Origin of the sequence: Pandoraea cepalis, assembly GCF_902459625.1 — a bacterium.
Lineage (GTDB): Bacteria > Pseudomonadota > Gammaproteobacteria > Burkholderiales > Burkholderiaceae > Pandoraea > Pandoraea cepalis.
This window is the reverse complement of record NZ_CABPRY010000002.1, coordinates 453,056-471,083: the sequence shown is the minus strand read 5'-3', so window position 1 is coordinate 471,083 and position 18,028 is coordinate 453,056. Positions and strand designations below refer to the sequence as shown.

16 protein-coding genes are annotated in these 18,028 nt (G+C 65.5%); 10 read left to right on the top strand and 6 right to left on the bottom strand.

What is annotated here, in order from left to right:
- Positions 1 to 46 precede the first annotated feature (46 nt).
- Entirely contained in the window at positions 47 to 1,495 is a 1,449-nt protein-coding gene (locus PCE31107_RS07015) for a patatin-like phospholipase family protein (protein ID WP_150607372.1), read from the top strand.
- Here the strand turns inward: PCE31107_RS07015 and murB are convergent.
- Entirely contained in the window at positions 1,485 to 2,501 is a 1,017-nt protein-coding gene (murB, locus tag PCE31107_RS07010) for a UDP-N-acetylmuramate dehydrogenase (protein WP_150607370.1), read from the bottom strand. The genes PCE31107_RS07015 and murB overlap by 11 nt on opposite strands.
- Before the next feature lie 253 nt (positions 2,502 to 2,754).
- Here murB and PCE31107_RS07005 point away from each other — a divergent pair, with 253 nt between their 5' ends.
- Positions 2,755 to 3,240 (top strand): YajQ family cyclic di-GMP-binding protein, encoded by a 486-nt coding sequence (locus tag PCE31107_RS07005; protein WP_017232736.1) that lies wholly within the window; start codon positions 2,755 to 2,757, stop codon positions 3,238 to 3,240.
- A 100-nt stretch (positions 3,241 to 3,340) separates the two neighbouring features.
- Here the strand turns inward: PCE31107_RS07005 and plsY are convergent, their stop codons facing one another.
- Both plsY and ybaK read right to left on the bottom strand, forming a co-directional pair.
- On the bottom strand, positions 3,341 to 3,949 hold the full coding sequence (plsY, locus tag PCE31107_RS07000; protein ID WP_017232735.1) for a glycerol-3-phosphate 1-O-acyltransferase PlsY: 609 nt from the start codon (positions 3,947 to 3,949) through the stop codon (positions 3,341 to 3,343).
- A 133-nt stretch (positions 3,950 to 4,082) separates the two neighbouring features.
- Positions 4,083 to 4,577, bottom strand: coding sequence for a Cys-tRNA(Pro) deacylase (ybaK, locus tag PCE31107_RS06995; RefSeq protein ID WP_150607368.1), 495 nt, complete (start codon positions 4,575 to 4,577; stop codon positions 4,083 to 4,085).
- 114 nt (positions 4,578 to 4,691) lie between these two features.
- Here ybaK and PCE31107_RS06990 point away from each other — a divergent pair, with 114 nt between their 5' ends.
- Complete coding sequence (locus PCE31107_RS06990) at positions 4,692 to 6,257, top strand: class I adenylate-forming enzyme family protein (RefSeq protein ID WP_150607366.1); 1,566 nt, start codon at positions 4,692 to 4,694, stop codon at positions 6,255 to 6,257.
- Positions 6,258 to 6,357: 100 nt separating this feature from the next.
- On the opposite strand, the gene xerD is transcribed toward PCE31107_RS06990, so the two are convergent.
- Positions 6,358 to 7,347 carry a site-specific tyrosine recombinase XerD gene (gene xerD, locus PCE31107_RS06985; protein ID WP_130026864.1) on the bottom strand — a complete coding sequence of 330 codons (990 nt, stop codon included), beginning with the start codon at positions 7,345 to 7,347 and terminating at the stop codon, positions 6,358 to 6,360.
- Positions 7,344 to 8,606 (bottom strand): tRNA epoxyqueuosine(34) reductase QueG, encoded by a 1,263-nt coding sequence (gene queG / locus PCE31107_RS06980; protein ID WP_246181743.1) that lies wholly within the window; start codon positions 8,604 to 8,606, stop codon positions 7,344 to 7,346. The genes xerD and queG overlap by 4 nt, the downstream gene beginning before the upstream one ends.
- A 17-nt stretch (positions 8,607 to 8,623) precedes the next feature.
- Between queG and PCE31107_RS06975 the strand changes: the two genes are divergently transcribed.
- A complete protein-coding gene (locus PCE31107_RS06975) occupies positions 8,624 to 9,148 on the top strand; it encodes a bifunctional tRNA (adenosine(37)-N6)-threonylcarbamoyltransferase complex ATPase subunit type 1 TsaE/phosphotransferase (RefSeq protein ID WP_017232730.1) in 525 nt (174 codons plus the stop codon).
- Positions 9,130 to 10,596, top strand: coding sequence for an N-acetylmuramoyl-L-alanine amidase (locus PCE31107_RS06970; RefSeq protein WP_150607364.1), 1,467 nt, complete (start codon positions 9,130 to 9,132; stop codon positions 10,594 to 10,596). The genes PCE31107_RS06975 and PCE31107_RS06970 overlap by 19 nt, the downstream gene beginning before the upstream one ends.
- A 182-nt stretch (positions 10,597 to 10,778) precedes the next feature.
- On the opposite strand, the gene PCE31107_RS06965 is transcribed toward PCE31107_RS06970, so the two are convergent.
- Complete coding sequence (locus PCE31107_RS06965; RefSeq protein ID WP_017232728.1) at positions 10,779 to 11,447, bottom strand: VTT domain-containing protein; 669 nt, start codon at positions 11,445 to 11,447, stop codon at positions 10,779 to 10,781.
- A gap of 354 nt (positions 11,448 to 11,801) precedes the next feature.
- Between PCE31107_RS06965 and mutL the strand changes: the two genes are divergently transcribed.
- From mutL to PCE31107_RS06940, 5 genes are all read left to right on the top strand, one after another.
- On the top strand, positions 11,802 to 13,757 hold the full coding sequence (gene mutL, locus PCE31107_RS06960; protein WP_425494716.1) for a DNA mismatch repair endonuclease MutL: 1,956 nt from the start codon (positions 11,802 to 11,804) through the stop codon (positions 13,755 to 13,757).
- Positions 13,758 to 13,764: 7 nt separating this feature from the next.
- Positions 13,765 to 14,712, top strand: coding sequence for a tRNA (adenosine(37)-N6)-dimethylallyltransferase MiaA (gene miaA / locus PCE31107_RS06955; RefSeq protein ID WP_150607360.1), 948 nt, complete (start codon positions 13,765 to 13,767; stop codon positions 14,710 to 14,712).
- A 233-nt stretch (positions 14,713 to 14,945) separates the two neighbouring features.
- A complete protein-coding gene (locus PCE31107_RS06950) occupies positions 14,946 to 15,821 on the top strand; it encodes an ABC transporter permease (RefSeq protein WP_130026868.1) in 876 nt (291 codons plus the stop codon).
- Position 15,822: 1 nt separating this feature from the next.
- Positions 15,823 to 16,875 (top strand): ABC transporter ATP-binding protein, encoded by a 1,053-nt coding sequence (locus PCE31107_RS06945; protein ID WP_130026869.1) that lies wholly within the window; start codon positions 15,823 to 15,825, stop codon positions 16,873 to 16,875.
- 76 nt (positions 16,876 to 16,951) lie between these two features.
- On the top strand, positions 16,952 to 18,016 hold the full coding sequence (locus PCE31107_RS06940) for an extracellular solute-binding protein (protein WP_026131728.1): 1,065 nt from the start codon (positions 16,952 to 16,954) through the stop codon (positions 18,014 to 18,016).
- Positions 18,017 to 18,028 lie beyond the last annotated feature (12 nt).

The window sequence follows — 18,028 nt, the reverse complement described above, 5'->3', positions numbered from 1 at the left end:
GTCGCCCTCTCGGCCGGTTCAGCGCGGCCCGGCGCCGCTACTCACTATGTCGCGTCTGCCCCCCGAATCCGCCGATGATGCTACCGGCGACCGAGCTCATGCCCTCCCTGCCGATGCGCAGGCCGCGGCTTCGGCCGCCTCGCTGTCCTCTCACTCGCTGCCGGCCGAATCCGCTGCCGAATCAGTGAACGGTACGAGCACCGATCTCGAGCCAACCGACGTACCGTTGCTCCCGCCGGATGGCCTCACCCGGCCGGCACGTGCCGGCAATGCCACAAAAAAATCCGCCTCGCCTCGCGCTCGCAAGCGCGCCTCCGCCACCGACGAGCCGAGCGACCCCCTCTCGGCCAAGGGCGGTGCGCAGACACCTGAGGCTCCCCGAGCGCGCGCCCCCGCCAAATCCACGAAACCCTCACGCGGGCGCTCCGCGAAGCGAAAAGGCATCGACCTGGGGCTGCAAGGGGGCGGTGCGCATGGGGCCTACACCTGGGGCGTGCTCGACAAATTGCTGGAAGACGGACGCCTCGAATTCGAGGGCATCAGCGGCGCGTCCGCCGGCACGATGAACGCCGTCGTACTGGCGCACGGCCTGCTCGATCGTCCGGGTGTCGACCCGCGCGAAAAGGCGCGTGAGGCGCTGCACAGCTTCTGGCTCGGCGTGTCGCAGGCAGGCTCCTCGGCAACCGCCTGGGCACAGACCGTCTTCAGCTGGCTCAACGGCCGTCCGACCGAATACCCGGTCTGGCACGACTGGATGCAAAGCATGCAGCAATGGATGACACCGTTCGCGCAGCCCCCGGCCGAAATCAACCCGCTGCGCACCGTGCTCGAAGCGCAGGTCGATTTCGAACGGTTGCGCGAAAGCACCGCGACGCGCCTGTTCGTGTCCGCGACCAACGTCCGCACCGGCAACATCCATATCTTTCGCACACACGAAATCACGCTTGACGTCGCGATGGCGTCGGCGTGTCTGCCGTGGCTCTTCAAGCCGGTGAAAATCGACGAGGATTTTTACTGGGATGGCGGCTATCTCGGCAACCCGCCGCTCTATCCGTTTTATTACGAGACGCTCACGAGCGACATCCTGATCGTGCACATCAACCCGATCGAGCGCAAAGAGAAACCCGTGCTGCCGGGGCAGATCATGAATCGCGTGAATGAGATCACCTTCAATGCGTCGCTACAGCGCGAATTCCGTGCCATTTCCTTCGTGCACAAACTGCTCGACGAAGGATGGCTCAAGCCCGAGTTCCGCAAGCGTCTGAAGTACCCGTTGATTCACTCGATTCGCGCGGACAAGGCGCTGTACGACTTGTCGTCGTCGACGAAATTCGTGACCGACTGGCACTTCCTCACTACGCTGCGCGACCGTGGCCGCGAGGCGGCGAGCCGGTGGCTCGATGCGCACTTCGACGACGTCGGCGTGCGCTCCACCGTCGACCTGCGGCGCGATTACCTGCAGCGCCTGCCCGACGCCACGTCGATCAAAGCATGAGCGGTTCGGGCTCGAGCCCGATACCGAAGCGCTCCTGCACGCTGGCCTGTATGGCGTGCGCGAGCGCCACGATCTCCGCGCCGCTGGCGCCGCCTCGATTGACGAGCACGAGTGCTTGACGCTCATGCACGCCCGCGTGGCCGAGCGACTTGCCGCGCCAGCCGCATTGGTCGATCAACCAGCCTGCGGCGACTTTCCAGGCGCCGTCCGGCTGCGCATAGCCGACCGCTTGCGGAAACCGCTCGCGCAGTGCGGCAAACGTTGCGGCGTCCACCACGGGATTCTTGAAGAAACTCCCGGCGTTGCCGAGGTCGGCCGGATCGGGCAGTTTGCGGCGGCGAATGTCCGCCACGGCCTCGAAGATCTGCCGCGCATTCGGCTGCTCGATGCCCGCCTGAGCAAGCGTGTGCGACACGTCCGCATAGCCGGTCACGGGCTGCCACGGCTGTGGCAACCGCAATGTGACCGAGACGATGAGGTAACGCCCGGGTTCGCGCTTGAACAGCGAATCGCGATAGCCGAACGCGCACGCCTCGCGGGTGAGGGTGACGAATGCGCCCGTGGCCGTATCGAGCGCGCGCACCTCGGCGAAGCGCTCGGCCAGTTCCAGCCCGTAGGCGCCGATGTTCTGAATCGGGGCAGCCCCGAGGGTGCCCGGGATCAGGGCGAGATTTTCGAGGCCGGGACAATCCTGCGAGAGCGTCCAGTCGACGAAGTCGTGCCAGACCTCGCCGGCACCGCCGCGCACATAGCGCGCGTGCGCGTCGTCGGCGAGCCGCTCACGGCCGCGAATCGCCATCCGGAACACCACGCCGTCGAAATCGCGCGTGAGCACCACATTGCTTCCGCCGCCGAGCACGAGACGCGGCAAGCCTGCGAGTTCGGGCATGGCGAGCGCATCGAGAAGCGCCGCTTCGCTGTCGATCGTCACGACGAAGCGGGCGGAGGCGGGCAGGCCGAAGGTATTGAAGTCGCGCAGGCTGACGTCGCGTTGCAACTGATGCATGAAGTCGGGAAAAATCCGTGGGTGATCCGTGGGGCCGCCGTCCCGGACAGCATCCGGAATGGGACGCGGGCGCGACGGCTGAATTACAATGTCGGGCGAAAGAATTTTGCTCGCCATTATAGCGGCCACGCGGCCGAGGTTCGCGCTGCCCGCATGACCCAGTCGTCCCGGACGGGTGCGCCGGCGCCACGGTCCCCCGTGCGCCACGCCCGGCGTGCCATTTCACGAACCCTTTACCTTTCAGGAGAGCCAGATGCCATCGTTCGACGTGGTTAGCGAAGCCAACATGATTGAAGTCAAGAACGCCATCGAGCAGGCCAACAAGGAAATCTCGACACGATTCGACTTCAAGGGATCGGACTCGCGAATCGAGCACAAGGAGCAGGAACTTACGCTGTTCGCCGACGACAACTTCAAGCTCGAGCAAGTCACGCAGGTGCTCATCAGCAAGATGGCCAAGCGCAACGTGGACGTGCGCTTCCTCGACTACGGCAAGGTCGAGAAGATCAGCGGCGACAAGGTCAAGCAGGTCGTCAAGGTGAAGAAAGGCGTCGAAGGCGATCTGGCCAAGAAGATCGTGCGCGTGATCAAGGACAGCAAGATGAAGGTGCAGGCGAGCATCCAGGGCGACAGCGTGCGCATCGCGGGCGCCAAGCGCGACGACCTGCAAAGCGCCATGGCCCTGCTGCGCAAGGACGTGACCGACACCCCGCTCGACTTCAACAACTTCCGCGACTGACCAACGCGCGCCGCAGACAAGCAAAACCCGCAGACTCGCTGCGGGTTTTGTCATGGTCCAGGCCGTGCCGGGTTCGGGCCGCGCCGATGTAACGCCGGCCTTACTTCGCCTTCTTCTGCCCGATGCGGCTTTCCTTGCCCGCCATCAGCTTGCCGATGTTGGCGCGGTGCCGGTAGACCAGCAAGATCGCCATGACGATCACCGCTGGGGCGTATGGTCCGAAGCCAGACATGAACACGTAGTAAAGCGGTGCGAACACCGCCGCCACCAGTGCCGCGAGCGACGAATAGCGGAAGAAGATCGCGATGATGAGCCAGGTTGCGAGCACGGCGAGCCCCAGCACCGGATGGATGGCGAACAGGACGCCGGCCGCCGTCGCTACGCCCTTGCCGCCGGCAAAGCGCAGAAACACCGGGTACAGATGGCCCATGAAGACCGCAAGGGCCACGGCCGCCAGTCCGAAGTCACCTACACCCCACGTATCGGCGAAGCGTTGCGCAAGATAGACTGCAAGCCAGCCCTTGAGGGCGTCGCCGATCAGCGTGAGCACGGCGGCCTTCTTGTTGCCGGAGCGCAGCACGTTCGTGGCGCCCGGGTTGCCCGAGCCATAACTGCGCGGGTCGGCGAGACCCATCGTGCGGCTGACGATCACCGCAAACGGCAACGAGCCGATCAGATACGCGAGAACGATAAAAACCAGTGTGGCCATGAACTTCGAGCGTGAGCAGAATGTGTAATGGCCGCCATTCTACTTGACGCGCTCCGTCCCTCCATTCTGGCAACCACGGGGTTGCGCCGGGATCGTATCGATCGGACAGGCGCAGGCCGCCGTGCCGTGGCGTCTACTCGTCGCTCAGCGCACACGACACCGGCTTGGCCGCTAGCGTATTGAGCAGCACCTGCGGGGCGATGCCGACGAGATACCCGCGTCGCCCGCCGTTGATGAATATGCGCGGCAGATCGAGAATCGACGCCTCCACATACACGGTCATCGCGCGCTTGGTACCGAACGGCGACGTGCCGCCCACCAGATAACCCGAATGACGCTGGGCGACCTCCGGCTTGCAGGGCTCCACGCGCTTGGCGCCGATCTGGCGCGCGAGGTTCTTGGTCGAGACGGTCCGGTCGCCATGCATGAGGACGATCAGCGGCCGGGCCTTCTCGTCTTCCATGACGAGCGTCTTGACAACCGCATGCTCGTGCACGCCCAACTGGCGTGCCGACTCGCCGGTCCCGCCATGCTCGACGTACTCGTAGACGTGTTCGGTGAAGGCCACTTTCTTTTGCTTCAGAAACTGCGTGGCCGGCGTTTCCGAGACGTGTTTGGTCTTGCTCATGGGCGCCTATTGTAATGAAACGGCCAAGGACTGCGGTCCCGGAATGCGCGCACCGCCGTCATCCTCGACGGCTTGTGCGATGCTCGATGACGGCGAGCGCATTACAATGCCGGCATGTCAACCTCTCCCGCCCCCTCTCATCCGGACACCTTCGCCGCCGGCTTGCTCGCGAATCTGCCCGCACGCATCGACACGCTGCCCGCGCGGATCGCCGCGCAAGCGCCCACGCGCATTGCCCTGATCGACGACTTCAGCCGTCTCACCTACGGGGCACTGGCGAACACCGTCAGCGCCTGCGCCGAGCGCCTGCGCGCGCACGGCGTGCGGGGCGGCGATCGCGTGATGATCGTCGGTGAGAACGGCATCGCGTATGTGGTACTGCTGCTCGCCGTGGCAGCCCTCGACGCCTGGCCGCTGCTGTGCAACGCGCGGCTCTGCGCCGCGGAATTGAACGCCATTCGCGATCATGCGCAGCCGCGCTGCGCGATCTACACCGTCGATGCCTCGCCCGATGCCGCCGCGCACGCCCGGGTGGACGCCGCCAAGGTCGCCTGGACTGACCTCGCGCTCGGCGCCATTGCGGTGTCCGACATCGACCCCGATAGCGCCGCCGAGCCGGTGCAGACCGATCCGGCGCTGCAATGCGCGGCGCTCATCTACACGACGGGCACGACCGGCACGCCCAAGGGCGTTCGTCTCTCGCATCGCAACCTGATGTTCATCGCCGCGGTGTCGAGCGCGCTGCGCCGCGTCGGTGCCGACGATATCGCCTACGGCGTGCTGCCGATCTCGCATGTCTATGGCCTGACGTCGGTGTGTCTGGGCACGCTATACGCTGGCGGCACGCTGCGGCTGGCCGCGCGCTTTGCCCCCGAAGCCGTGCTCGATTCGCTCGCCCACGACGGGCTGACGATCCTGCAAGGGGTGCCCGCGATGCACGCCCGCCTGATGGCCTATGTGACGGCGCAGAACCGGGCGCTCATCGCACCGCGGCTGCGCTTCGTCTACTCGGGCGGCTCGCCCCTCGATGCGGCGCTCAAGGCGCGTGCCGAAGCGTTCTATGGCCTGCCGATTCACAACGGGTATGGGTTGACGGAGAGTAGCCCGACCGTCTCGCAAACGCTGCTCGACGCCCCGCGCGACGACTGCGCCGTGGGGCCGGCGATCCCCGGCGTGACGGTCCGTATCGTCGATCGCGACGGGCATGATCTGCCCGATGGTGACGTTGGCGAACTCTGGGTGCGGGGTCCTAACGTAATGCTCGGGTACTACCGTGCCCCGGCATTGACGGCGGCGGCCGTGACCGACGACGGCTGGCTGCGCACCGGCGATCTGGCGCGTCGCACCGCAGACGGCGCGCTCTTCCTCGCGGGACGCGCCAAGGAACTCATCATCCACTCCGGCTTCAATGTTTATCCGCTCGAAGTCGAGCAGGCGCTGGCGAGCCATCCGGATGTGCTGCAAGCGGCCGTCCTCGGACGTCCCGACGAGGAGAACGAGCAGGTGATCGCGTTCGTGGAGGCGCGCCCGGGCCATGCCATCGACGTCGCGGCACTGGCCGCGTGGGCGGCGACGCGGCTCGCACCGTACAAGCGGCCGGCGCAGATTCGGGTGCTCGATGCCCTGCCCGCCGCGTCGACGGGCAAGGTGCTCAAGCACAAGCTCAAGGCGTTGCTTTGAAGTTTGATGGCGCGGCGGCGTCGCTCGCCTACCGCGCCGGCCTTGCTTGCCGTACACGCGGCCCACGTGGACCACGCAGCACGCGCTTCACACACAGCGCTCACCCGCGCGGATGATGCTGCGCGTGCAGCGACTTGAGGCGTTCGCGCGCGACGTGCGTGTAGATCTGTGTGGTGGAGATGTCGGCGTGGCCGAGCAACAGCTGCACCACACGCAGATCCGCGCCGTGATTGATCAGATGCGTCGCGAAGGCATGACGCAGCGTATGCGGTGAGAGCGGCGCACGAATGTCCGCCTGCAACGCATAGCGCTTGATCAGATACCAGAACGCCTGGCGCGTCATCCCCTGGCCGCGTTGTGTGACGAACAGCGTGTCGCAGGCGCGACCGGCCAGCAGCACCCCTCGACTCTGCGCCAGATAACGCGTGAGCCACGCGTTGGCCTCTTCGCCGAACGGCACCAGCCGCTCCTTAGCGCCCTTGCCGAAGATGCGCAGCACGCCCTCGTTCAATCCCACTTCAATCGTCTTGAGCGCGACCAGTTCCGAAACGCGCAGACCGCTCGCGTACATCAATTCGAGCATCGCGCGATCGCGCAACCCAAGCGGCTGGGCCAGATCGGGGGCGGCCAGCAATGCTTCGACCTGCGCCTCCGACAATGTCGAGGGCAACCGCTGGGCACGCTTGGCCGATGCGATGCGCAAACACGGGTCCTGGTGCACGACATGGTCGCGCAGCGCCCATTGATAGAACCGTTTGAAGACCGACAAACGACGATTGACGCTGCTCGCCAGACTCTCACGGCGCCACGCGAGATAGGCGGCGAGCGCCGCCTCGTCCACGCCATCGAGCGAAGTCTCGCGCTTGGCGGCGAGCCATTGCGCGAAGAGACGCAAATCCCGTCGGTAAGCGTCGAGCGTATTGCGAGAGAGGCCGTCTTCGAGCCAGATCGTGTCGCAGAACTGGTCGATGAGCGTGACACTGCGCACATAGGTCGCGCCCTCGGGGGCGAAGGCTAGCGGCGCCGACGGATCATCGAGATTGTCGACGTCGGTGAGGTCCTCGCTCGCGGGGTGGGTGCCTGGGGTCAAGCTGCGGCTCCTTCCTGGGCCAGCGCCCATTCGACATGCTCGCGCACCAACGCCGATGGGTGATCGCGTCGCGCGAGCAACGCATCGCGCAGCGGCGCGCGCGCGGCGGCATCTGCCGAGTCGCGCAGCGCATTGCCGAGCCCCACGGCCAGATTGCGCAACCATCGCTCATGACCAATACGACGAATAGGGCTGCCGGCCAGCTTATCCATGAATTCCGTTTCGCTCCAGGCGAACAGTTCCACGAGCGAGGCGCTATCGAGCCGGTTGCGCGGAGCGAAATCGGCGAGCGGCGACGGCTGTGCAAACTTGTTCCACGGGCAGTAGAGCTGGCAATCGTCGCAGCCATAGATGCGATTGCCCATCTTCGCGCGCAAATTCTCGGGAATCGCGCCCTTGTGCTCAATCGTCAGATACGACACGCACAACCGCGCATCGACGCGAAACGCTTCGGTGATGGCGCCGGTCGGACAAACGTCGCGGCATCGCTGACATTGCCCGCAGTGCTCGCCCGGTTGCAGGCGGTGCCCCCTTGCTTTGCCTTGCACCTCGCTCGGCGTGCTGAGCGCATCGGCATCCACCGGCAGCGGCACGTCGACAAAGATTTCGCCGAGAAAGAAGAGCGACCCCGCGTCGCGCGAGAGCAGCAGGGTGTGCTTGCCGCGCCAGCCCAGCCCGGCCTTCTGCGCGAGTTCGACTTCGAGCACCGGGGCCGAATCGGTGAATGCGCGGTAGCCGAACGGCCCGATGGCCTGGGTAATGCGTTCGGCCAGTTGTTGCAGTCGATGGCGCATGACCTTGTGATAGTCGCGTCCGCGCGCATAGATCGACACGACCGCCTCGGCAGGCATCGCCGCGCGCGCGGTTTCACGCTCGCGCCAGCTCGCCACGTCGGCGTCGTTCGGAAGATAGTTCATGCGTGCGCTGATGACGCGCACCGTGCCGGGAACCAGCTCCGCGGGCCGCGCGCGCTTCATGCCGTGCGCCGCCATGTAGTCCATATCGCCATGACAGCCGTCGTCGAGCCACTGTTGCAGCCCCGCTTCGGCGTGCGAGAGATCGATGTCCGTGATGCCGACCCGGCCAAAACCGAGTTCGCTCGCCCATGCGCGAATCTGACCGGCAAGCACGGCCAAGTCCCCGGCATCGAGGGCGGGAGACGTCGCATTGTCGCGCGAGGACGACACTTCCGAGGCATTCGGAGGTGCCGCCGACTCGACTTGTGCGGCGGTAGCGGGGAAAATCACGGAAGCTTTCATCGACTCCATTTTACGCAATGCCCGATTCATCGACGCCGACGCCCCTGGGCGAGCGCATCTTCGCGCTGCCGGACGAAGCCGCCACCGAGGCCTTCGCCGCAGCGCTCGCGCGCGCCATCGTGGCACGCGCGGCGCACACCGACCCGGCGCATGCGGGACTGCACGTGCAGCTCTCGGGCGACCTCGGTGCAGGGAAAACCACGCTCGTGCGTGCCCTGCTGCGCGCGCTGGGCCATACCGGACGCGTCAAAAGTCCCACGTATGCATTGTGTGAACCTTACAACATCGACACACCACAAGGCGTGTTGCCGGTCTATCATTTCGACCTGTATCGCTTCGCCGATCCGGCCGAATGGCACGACACGGGCTTTCGGGAGCACTTTGCAGGCGACGCCCTGTGCCTCGTCGAGTGGCCGGAGAAAGCCGAAGGTCTCCTGGGCACCCCCGATTTGGGCCTTTGGCTGGAACCTGTCGGCAACAGCCGCCGTCTGACGACGAGCGCCTACACGCCGGCCGGTCTTGCTTGCCTGAACTCATGCTGATCAAACGCTTTAGCCGTACCGACGACGCCTCATCGCCCAATGCCGGCCGCCGCCGTGCATTGCGCGCCGGCGCCTCGACACTCATCCTCGCCCTCACCGGCCCGCGTCTCGCCTTCGCCAACGCCATCGTGGCGGTGCGCGTCTGGCCGGCCAAGGACTACACACGCGTCACGCTGGAGACCGACAACCCGGTCAAGTTCCAGCAGCAGCTTATGGCGAGTCCGAACCGCTTCGTCATCGATCTCGACGAAGTGGATCTGAGCCCGGCGCTGCGCGATCTCGTGTCAAAGATCCAACCCAACGACCCGCAGATCATGCAGGTGCGCGTGGGGCAGTTCAAACCCGGCGTCGTGCGCATGGTGTTCGATCTGAAGGCCGGCGTGAAGCCACAATCCTTCACGTTGCCGCCAGTCGCGGGTTACAAGTACCGCACCGTGTTCGACCTGTATCCGGCGGTCGAGCCCGACCCGCTCATGGAACTGCTCGCCAAGTCCAGCCACAAGGCCGAGGCATTGGCGCAGAACACACCGCCCGCTCAGCCCTCGAACCCGTCGTCGGGCACGGGCACGCCGAGCACGGAGGAGAGCGAAGCGTTCTTTCAGCGTTACGCGCAACGTGAGCCTGGCCCGCGCGTCTCGCGCCCGCCGGCGCCCTCGGCCACGGACAGAATGCCGCCGCTCGCTCAGCGCAACGACGACGGGCTGCTCACGCCGCCGTCACGCGGACCGAAGACCGCCCGCCTGCTCACCATCGCCCTCGATCCCGGCCATGGCGGAGAAGACCCGGGCGCGATCGGCAGCAGCGGCACCTACGAGAAAGTGGTGGTGCTGCAGATCGCGAAGCGGCTGCGCGAGAAGATCGATGCGCAACCCAATATGCGGGTGATGATGACGCGCGACGCCGACTTCTTCGTGCCGCTCGGCGTGCGGGTGCAGAAGGCGCGCCGCGTGGACGCCGACCTGTTCATGTCGATTCACGCCGATGCGTTCACCTCGCCGTCGGCGAACGGGGCGTCGGTATTCGCCTTGTCCGAGCGTGGCGCCACGAGTGCGACGGCACGTCTGCTCGAAAAGACGCAAAACGCGTCCGATCTGATCGGCGGCGTCAACATCAAGACCAACGACCGCGCCGTAGCGCATGCGTTGCTCGATATGTCGACAACGGCGCAGATCCGTGACAGCAAGGTTTTCGGCACGGCGCTGCTCGCCGAGATCGGGACCGTCGCGGACCGGCTGCACAGCAAGCACGTCGAACAGGCGGCCTTCGCGGTGCTCAAGGCCCCCGACATCCCGTCGGTGCTCGTCGAGACGGCCTTCATCAGCAACCCCAAGGAAGAGCAGGCGCTGAACGATCCGGCCTACCAGGAGCGGCTCGCCGATGCGCTGCTCAAGGGCATCAAGGCCTACTTCGCCAAGAATCCGCCCCTCGCGAAGAATCGGACGGCCTGACGGCCTGCCACCACGATCGCATCAAGCTCAAGCTAAAAGGGCTGAGTCCTGTGTAGTACAGAACTCAGCCCTTAACGGCATAATTTTCCCGTCCAACTTTACGGGGCCAGTTCACCCGGACGCGCCATTTTTCATTGCACCTGCGAGGTGGCTGCCTGCCCTGATCAGCCCGACGGTCGACCTTACTCGCCCTGGCCCTGCGCCACACGGCGACGACCGCGCGTGACCAGTTTCCAGAGCGCGCCGAGTGCGATCGGCACCACCGCTGCCGAAATGCCCACCAGCACGATGACGTTCAGGTATTGCTTGACGATCGGCAGGTTGCCGAACAGGTAACCGCCGCCCACGAGCAGCGTCACCCAGATCAGGGCGCCGAGCAAGTTGTAGAGCTGGAAGCGCACCCACGACATGGCCGACACTCCCGCCACAAACGGCGCGAACGTCCGCACGATTGGCACGAAACGCGCGATCACAATGGTCTTGCCGCCGTGATGCTCGTAGAAGTCGTGGGTTTTGCGCAAGGCGTCGCGATCGAGAAAACGCCAGTTCTTCTCGTACACGCGCGGCCCGATCTTCGATCCGATCCAGAAGTTGAGCGTGTTGCCGGTCACTGCCGCAATGAAGAGCAGTACGCCGAGCAACCATGGATCCATCGCACCGGTCGCCGCAAATGCGCCGCCAATGAACAGCAGGGAATCACCCGGAAGGAACGGAAAGAGCACCAGCCCCGTTTCCACGAACACGATCATGAACAGGAACAGATACACCCAGTTTCCGTATTGATCGATAAACACCCCCAGATGTTTATCGATGTGGAGCACCATCTCCACCAATTGCACCAAAGTATCCAAGTCGATTCCTCAAGATAAAGGACGCCGGCCCGTCCCTGCGGGCACGCGACGAACGCATGATACCAGCGCAGACGTCGGGCGTCGTGTCGGGCCCGTGACGGTCGGTGCCGACCGTCACGGGTATGTCGAATCCATGGTCCAGCCTACAACCCTCCCATGACAGGAATGAGTTGTGCTGCGACGGGCGCCGTTGCGGGTATTGCCCGCTGAAACCTGGCTCGACCTATGTCTTTGAGGGCAACCTTTATAATGGTTCCCATGTCTGCGACCCCGACCTCCTCCCCCCCTGCACACGCCCCGGCCGGCGTGCCCGACCCTACCGGCACCGAGGCCCCTGAACGCCGCCCCGGCCCCATGCCGGCGGGCCTCGCGCCGCTGCGCGCCATCCAGGTCCTTCCCGACCAGCTGATCAGCCAGATCGCCGCGGGCGAGGTGGTGGAACGCCCCGCGTCCGTCGTCAAGGAATTGCTCGAGAACGCCCTGGATGCCGGGGCCCGCGCACTCCAGATCAAGCTCGAAGAAGGCGGCGTACGCCGCATCGCCATCACCGACGACGGCGGCGGCATGTCCGCCGAACAATTGCCGCTGGCGCTCACGCGTCACGCGACGAGCAAGATTCGCTCGCTCGACGAACTCGAATCGGTGCTTACGTTGGGGTTCCGTGGGGAAGCGCTCGCTTCCATCGCGTCGGTGGCCCAGCTCACGTTGTCGAGCCGCCAGGCCGACGCGCCGCACGCGAGCGCCATCGACGGCAACACCGGTGCGTTGACCCCCGCCGCAGGCCCGGTGGGCACGACGGTCGACGTTCGCGACCTGTACTTCAACACCCCCGCGCGGCGCAAATTCCTGAAGACCGAGCAGACCGAGTTCGGTCATTGCATGGACGTTATTCGCCGCAGCGCGCTCGCGCGTCCCGACGTGGGCTTCTCGATCCTGCACAACAACCGGGCGGTGGAGCACTGGAACGCGTCCGATGCCGCGACGCGCGTCACGCGCGTGCTCGGCAACGACTTTGCCGGCGCGCATCTGGCGCTGGACGAGGGGGCCGCCGAGTTGCGCCTGTCGGGCTTCGTCGGGTTGCCGACCGCCAGCCGTGGGCGTGCCGACCAGCAGTATTTCTTCGTGAACGGCCGTTTCGTGCGCGACAAGCTGCTCACCCACGCGGTACGCGCGGCCTATGAAGACGTGCTTCACGGCGACCGCTATCCGGCCTACGTACTGTATTTCGAACTGCCGCCGCAATTGGTCGACGTCAATGTCCACCCCTCGAAGATCGAAGTGCGGTTTCGCGATGCCCGCAGCGTCCACCAGTTCGTATTCCACGTCGTGCAACGCGCACTGGCCCGCGCGGCGGGCAGTGGCGGCGCGACGCACGCCGCCCACCTGACCGACGGCGGTGGTCTTGCCGCGGGGCCGGGTGCCACCTTGGGGGGCGGCGGCAGCGGCATGATGGCTGCGCGCCCAGCCGGAGGAATCGGCGGCGGCAGCAGTTGGAATCCCCGCATGCAGCAAGGCACGCTGCCGATGGCGCAACCGCTGTCCGTCTACGACAACTTGTTCGGACGCGCCGCGCCCCCCGCACCGCGCCCGTATGGTCAGCCGGGCGTCACGGATGTGCCCCCGCCGCCGTATGGCCATGCCGGGGCGACGCAAGGCGACACGGCACTCACCGGCAGCGACACCCTGCCGGCAGGCGCCGGCGGCAGCGCCGACGCCATGGCGCTGGAACAACCGCTCGGCTTCGCCCTCGGCCAATTGCACGGCATCTACATCCTCGCGCAGAACGCCTATGGCCTGGTGCTCGTCGACATGCACGCGGCCCACGAGCGCATTCTCTACGAACGTTTCAAGCAGGCGCTCGTGGAACGCAGCGTGCCGGTGCAGCCACTGCTGATTCCCGTGACGTTCTTCGCCGACCCGGTGGAAATCGGCACGACGCAAGAGCATCAGGAAACGCTCACCGCGCTGGGCTTCGACCTCGCGGCGATGTCGCCGACCACGCTCGCCGTGCGCGCCATTCCCGCCCTGCTCGACGGCGCCGACGCGCAAGCGCTGGCGCGCGCTGTGCTCGCGGACCTACGTCAGTACGGCGGTTCGCGCGTGCTCACGGAACGTCAGCATGAACTGCTCGGCACGCTCGCGTGCCACACGGCGGTACGTGCGAATCGACGGCTCACGCACGAAGAGATGAACGCGCTGCTGCGCCAGATGGAAGCGACCGAGCGCGCCGATCAGTGCAATCACGGACGTCCCACCTGGTACCAGCTCACGCTCGGCGATCTCGACAAGTTGTTCATGCGGGGACGTTGAGCCGGTCATGACGTCATCTCCTCCGATCGTCTGCCTGCTGGGCCCGACGGCATCCGGCAAGACCGCCGCCGCCCTTGCGCTGGCGCAGGACACCCCGCTCGAGATCATCAGCGTCGACTCCGCGCTCGTCTATCGTGAGATGGACATCGGCACGGCCAAGCCGAGCGCGGCCGAGCTGGCCGCCGTTCCCCATCACCTGATCGACATCATCGATCCGCGCGACGCCTATTCGGCCGCGCAATTCCGGGAAGACACGCTGCGTCTCGTCGACGAGATTGCCGCGCGCGGACGCCGGCCGCTGCTCGTCGGCGGCACGATGCTGTACTACAAGGCGCTCACGCAAGGTCTCTCGCCACTGCCGTCGGCCAACGCCGACGTGCGTGCCCAACTCGACGAGGGCGCCGCGCGCGAGGGTTGGCCCGCCATGCATGCACGGTTGGCGAGCGTCGATCCGTCGACGGCCGCCCGCCTCGCGCCGAATGACGCACAGCGCATTCAACGCGCGCTGGAAATCTTCGTGCTGTCGGGCAAACCGATGTCGCAATGGCTTGCCGAAGAAGCCCGGGCACCTGCCGCACCACCGCCCCATACGTTCGTGCCGGTGGCGCTGGAGCCGGGCGAGCGCGCGGTACTGCACGCACGCATTGCCGAACGGTTTCGTCTGATGCTCGCGGCCGGGTTCATCGAAGAAGTCGAACACCTGCGCGCACGCGGCGATCTCGACCCGGGCCTGCCGTCCATGCGCTGTGTCGGCTACCGGCAGGTATGGGAATACCTCGACGGCGAGATCGATTACGACACGATGCGAGACAAGGGCATCTTCGCGACGCGCCAGTTGTGCAAGCGTCAGCTCACTTGGCTGCGCTCGATGCCCGAGCGCCACATCGTCGACTGCACGGCCGCCCACGCCCCGCAACACGCCATCGACGCCGTACGCGCGCTCTGGCAGGTCTGAGCGCATCGCCATCCCTGTGGTCCGCCTCGCTGATCGTCCGGCGAGGCGTTCCGTGCCCGCGTGCGTCGCACGCGGCGAAACCCGCATCGCCTTATCGCCCCAGCCGTCTCCAGCCTCCGTTGAAACCCTGACAGCTTTCCGGTTTGCACGACGATTTTGATATGCTAATTTGCATATCAACGTTTCGTTCAATGCAAATTTGCATCGAATCCACGATACCGGGAAGGACGCCAATGACGCAGACTTCGATGGAGCCAAGTGGGATGGCGGGTGACGGGCTGCGGCGGCCGACCGGCGGCGCGCGACGCGTGCCCGTCGCGAAATGGGCGGTGCGCGCCGGGATCACGCTGATCTATCTGTTCATGCTCAGCCCGCTGATCTTCGTCATCTGGCTGAGCTTCTTCAAAGACGCGATCATCACGTTCCCGCCGAGCGGCTACACGCTCTCGTGGTATTTGAACGCCTGGCGCAACGCCGCGTTTGCCGACGGCTTCCTGCTCTCGCTCCAACTCGCCGCCTGCGCGGCCATCGGCGGTGTAATCCTCGGTGTCGCCGCCTCTCTCGCCCTCGCGCGTTATCGCTTTCCCGGCCGCCGTACGCTCGGCAATGTGTTGCTGTTGCCGCTCGTGGTCCCGGGCATCGTCGCGGGCATCGCGACTTACCTTTTCTATCTGCGCGCCGAAAACGCGCTCGACATGGACATCGTCGGCACCTTCGGCGGACTCGTGATCGCGCACGTCTGCCTGACCATTCCGTGGACGATGCGTCTCGTGGGCGCGAGCCTTGCACAGATCGACGGCACCATCGAGGAAGCCGCCCGCAATCTCGGCGCAGGCCCGTGGCGCACACTGTGGCGCGTCACATTGCCGATGTTGCGCCCCGCCGTCGTGGCGGCCGGACTTTTCAGCTTCATCGTGTCGTTCGAGAACCTCGAACTCACGTTGCCGCTGGTCGGACCAGGTAAAACCACCTTGCCCATCGCGATCATGCAGTACCTCGAATTCAACCTCGATCCGACGATTGCTGCCGTCTCCGCGGCGCAGATCGTCCTGCTCGGCATCGTCATGCTGATCACCGATCGCTTCGTCAAACTCAGCCAGGTGATCTGACATGGCCAACGTCTCGTTGCGCAGCCTGCGCAAGCAATACGGCAACGCCGCCGCCGTGGCGGACTTCTCGCTGGAAATTGCCGACGGCGAACTCGTCGCCTTCCTTGGCCCGAGCGGCTGCGGCAAGACCACGACGCTGCGCATGGTCGCGGGCTTCGTCGAGCCGACGGCCGGCGAAATCTGGATCGGCGGCAAGGAGGTCTCGCGCCTGCCCGCGCATCGACGCAACACCGGCATGGTGTTCCAGCGTTACGCGCTCTTTCCGCACATGACCGTGGCAGAGAACGTGGCGTTCGGCCTCGAGATGCGGCACGTGTCGAGTGCCGAGCGCGTTACGCGGATTCGCGAAGCGCTCGATATGGTGCGTCTCACGTCGCTCGCGGATCGCTATCCGCGCCAGCTCTCCGGCGGTCAACAGCAGCGTGTGGCGATTGCCCGCGCACTGGCGATTCGTCCCGACGTGTTTCTGCTCGACGAGCCGCTGTCCAACCTCGACGCCAAGCTGCGCACCGAAGTGCGCGAAGAGATCCGCGCCTTGCAGCGACGGCTCGGCCTGACGACGATCTTCGTCACTCACGATCAGGAAGAAGCGCTGGCGATTGCCGACCGCCTAGCCGTGATGCACGACGGCTGCGTGCAGCAGATCGGCACCGCCGATGCGCTCTACGAGCGCCCGGCCAATCCATTTGTCGCGAACTTTCTCGGCAAGATGAATTTCCTCGCCGGGCGGATGACCGACGGCCATTTCGTGACCGCCAAAGGCGAGCGCCTGGCGTTGCCGAGCGCCGCCCCCGACGCCACGACGCTCGGCATTCGCCCCGAGCGCCTGCGCCTGAGCGACACGCCTGTGCACAACGAAACGGCCATGCCGGTCACGGTCGATCAGACGATCTATCTCGGTTCCACGCTCGAACTCCGTCTGAAGAGTCCGCAGGGCGAGATGCTCGTCGCGCACGTGCAGAACACCGCACGCGACGACGTCGGCCGCTATGCCCCGGGCCGCGCCCTCAACGCATGCTTTGCCAGCACCGATTGCCTGTTTTTCAACGCCTGACGACACTGCCTCACTTCCACCCGCTTCGGCCCATGTATTGGCCAACCTCGTGGCCAACGTTTTGAAGGATGACGACATGACGCACGCCCTGAACCGCCGCTCGTTTCTGAAGACCGCCTCCGGTCTGGTGATCGCCCCCGCGCTCGGCCTCGATGCCCTCTCGGCACACGCTGCCGCCGCTTGCCCGAACGTGGTCGTCGGCACCTGGGGCGGCGACTATCTGAATCTTCTCGAACAGAACATCGGCAAGCCGATCATCGAAGCCGCCGGCGGCAAGGTCACATACGACTCGGCCGGTCAGGTCGAGCGCATGACGAAGCTGCGCGCCGAGAAGGCATCGCGACGCGGCTCGCTCGACGTCGCCTGCCTGGCCGATCTCGATATGTACGACATCAACCGCTCGGGCATTCTCGAAGCGGTCGACGCCAAGCTCGTCCCGAATCTGGCGAATGCTCTGGAGGCGCTGCGCCGTCCGTACTCGATCCCGCACATCTTCAGCGCGATGGTGATCGTCTACAACCCGGAGAAGCTCGGCACGAAGCCCGACTCTTTCACCGCCGCACTCGATCCCAAACTCAAGGGCCGTGTAGGTTTCTCGGACATTCTCTACAACTTCAACGTGGTGAGCAGCTCGCTCGCGGCCGGCCATAAGGATGGCGACATGGCCGGGGGTGTGCAATTCCTGCGCGAGTTGCGCAAGTCGCAGCAGCCCAAGGTCTATCCGTCGAACGAAGCGGTGGCGTCGGCGCTCAAGAGCGGCGACATCTGGTTCACCTGCATGTGGAAAGCGCGCGCGCTGCAATGGAAGAAAGCGGGCGTGCCGATCGATTACGTGGTGCCCAAGGAAGGCGCCGTGCCGGTAACGTTCGAAGCCGCCGTGCCGAAGAATTCGCAGTCCAAGCTGTGTGGCTTCAACTACCTGAACGCGATGCTCGATCCGCGCGCCCAGATCGGCTTTGCCGAGACGATGGGCTATGCGCCGACCGTGACGAACGCGAATCTGCCGCCGTCGCTGCAGGAAAGCGTGGGCTTCACCCGCGCCGAACTCGATCGCATGGTCAAGCTCGATTACGCCCGCTTCACCGCCGACAAGCCCGCCCTGCTCGACTTCTGGAACAAGGAATTCAAGGTGGGCCTGTGAGCGTGGCCGACA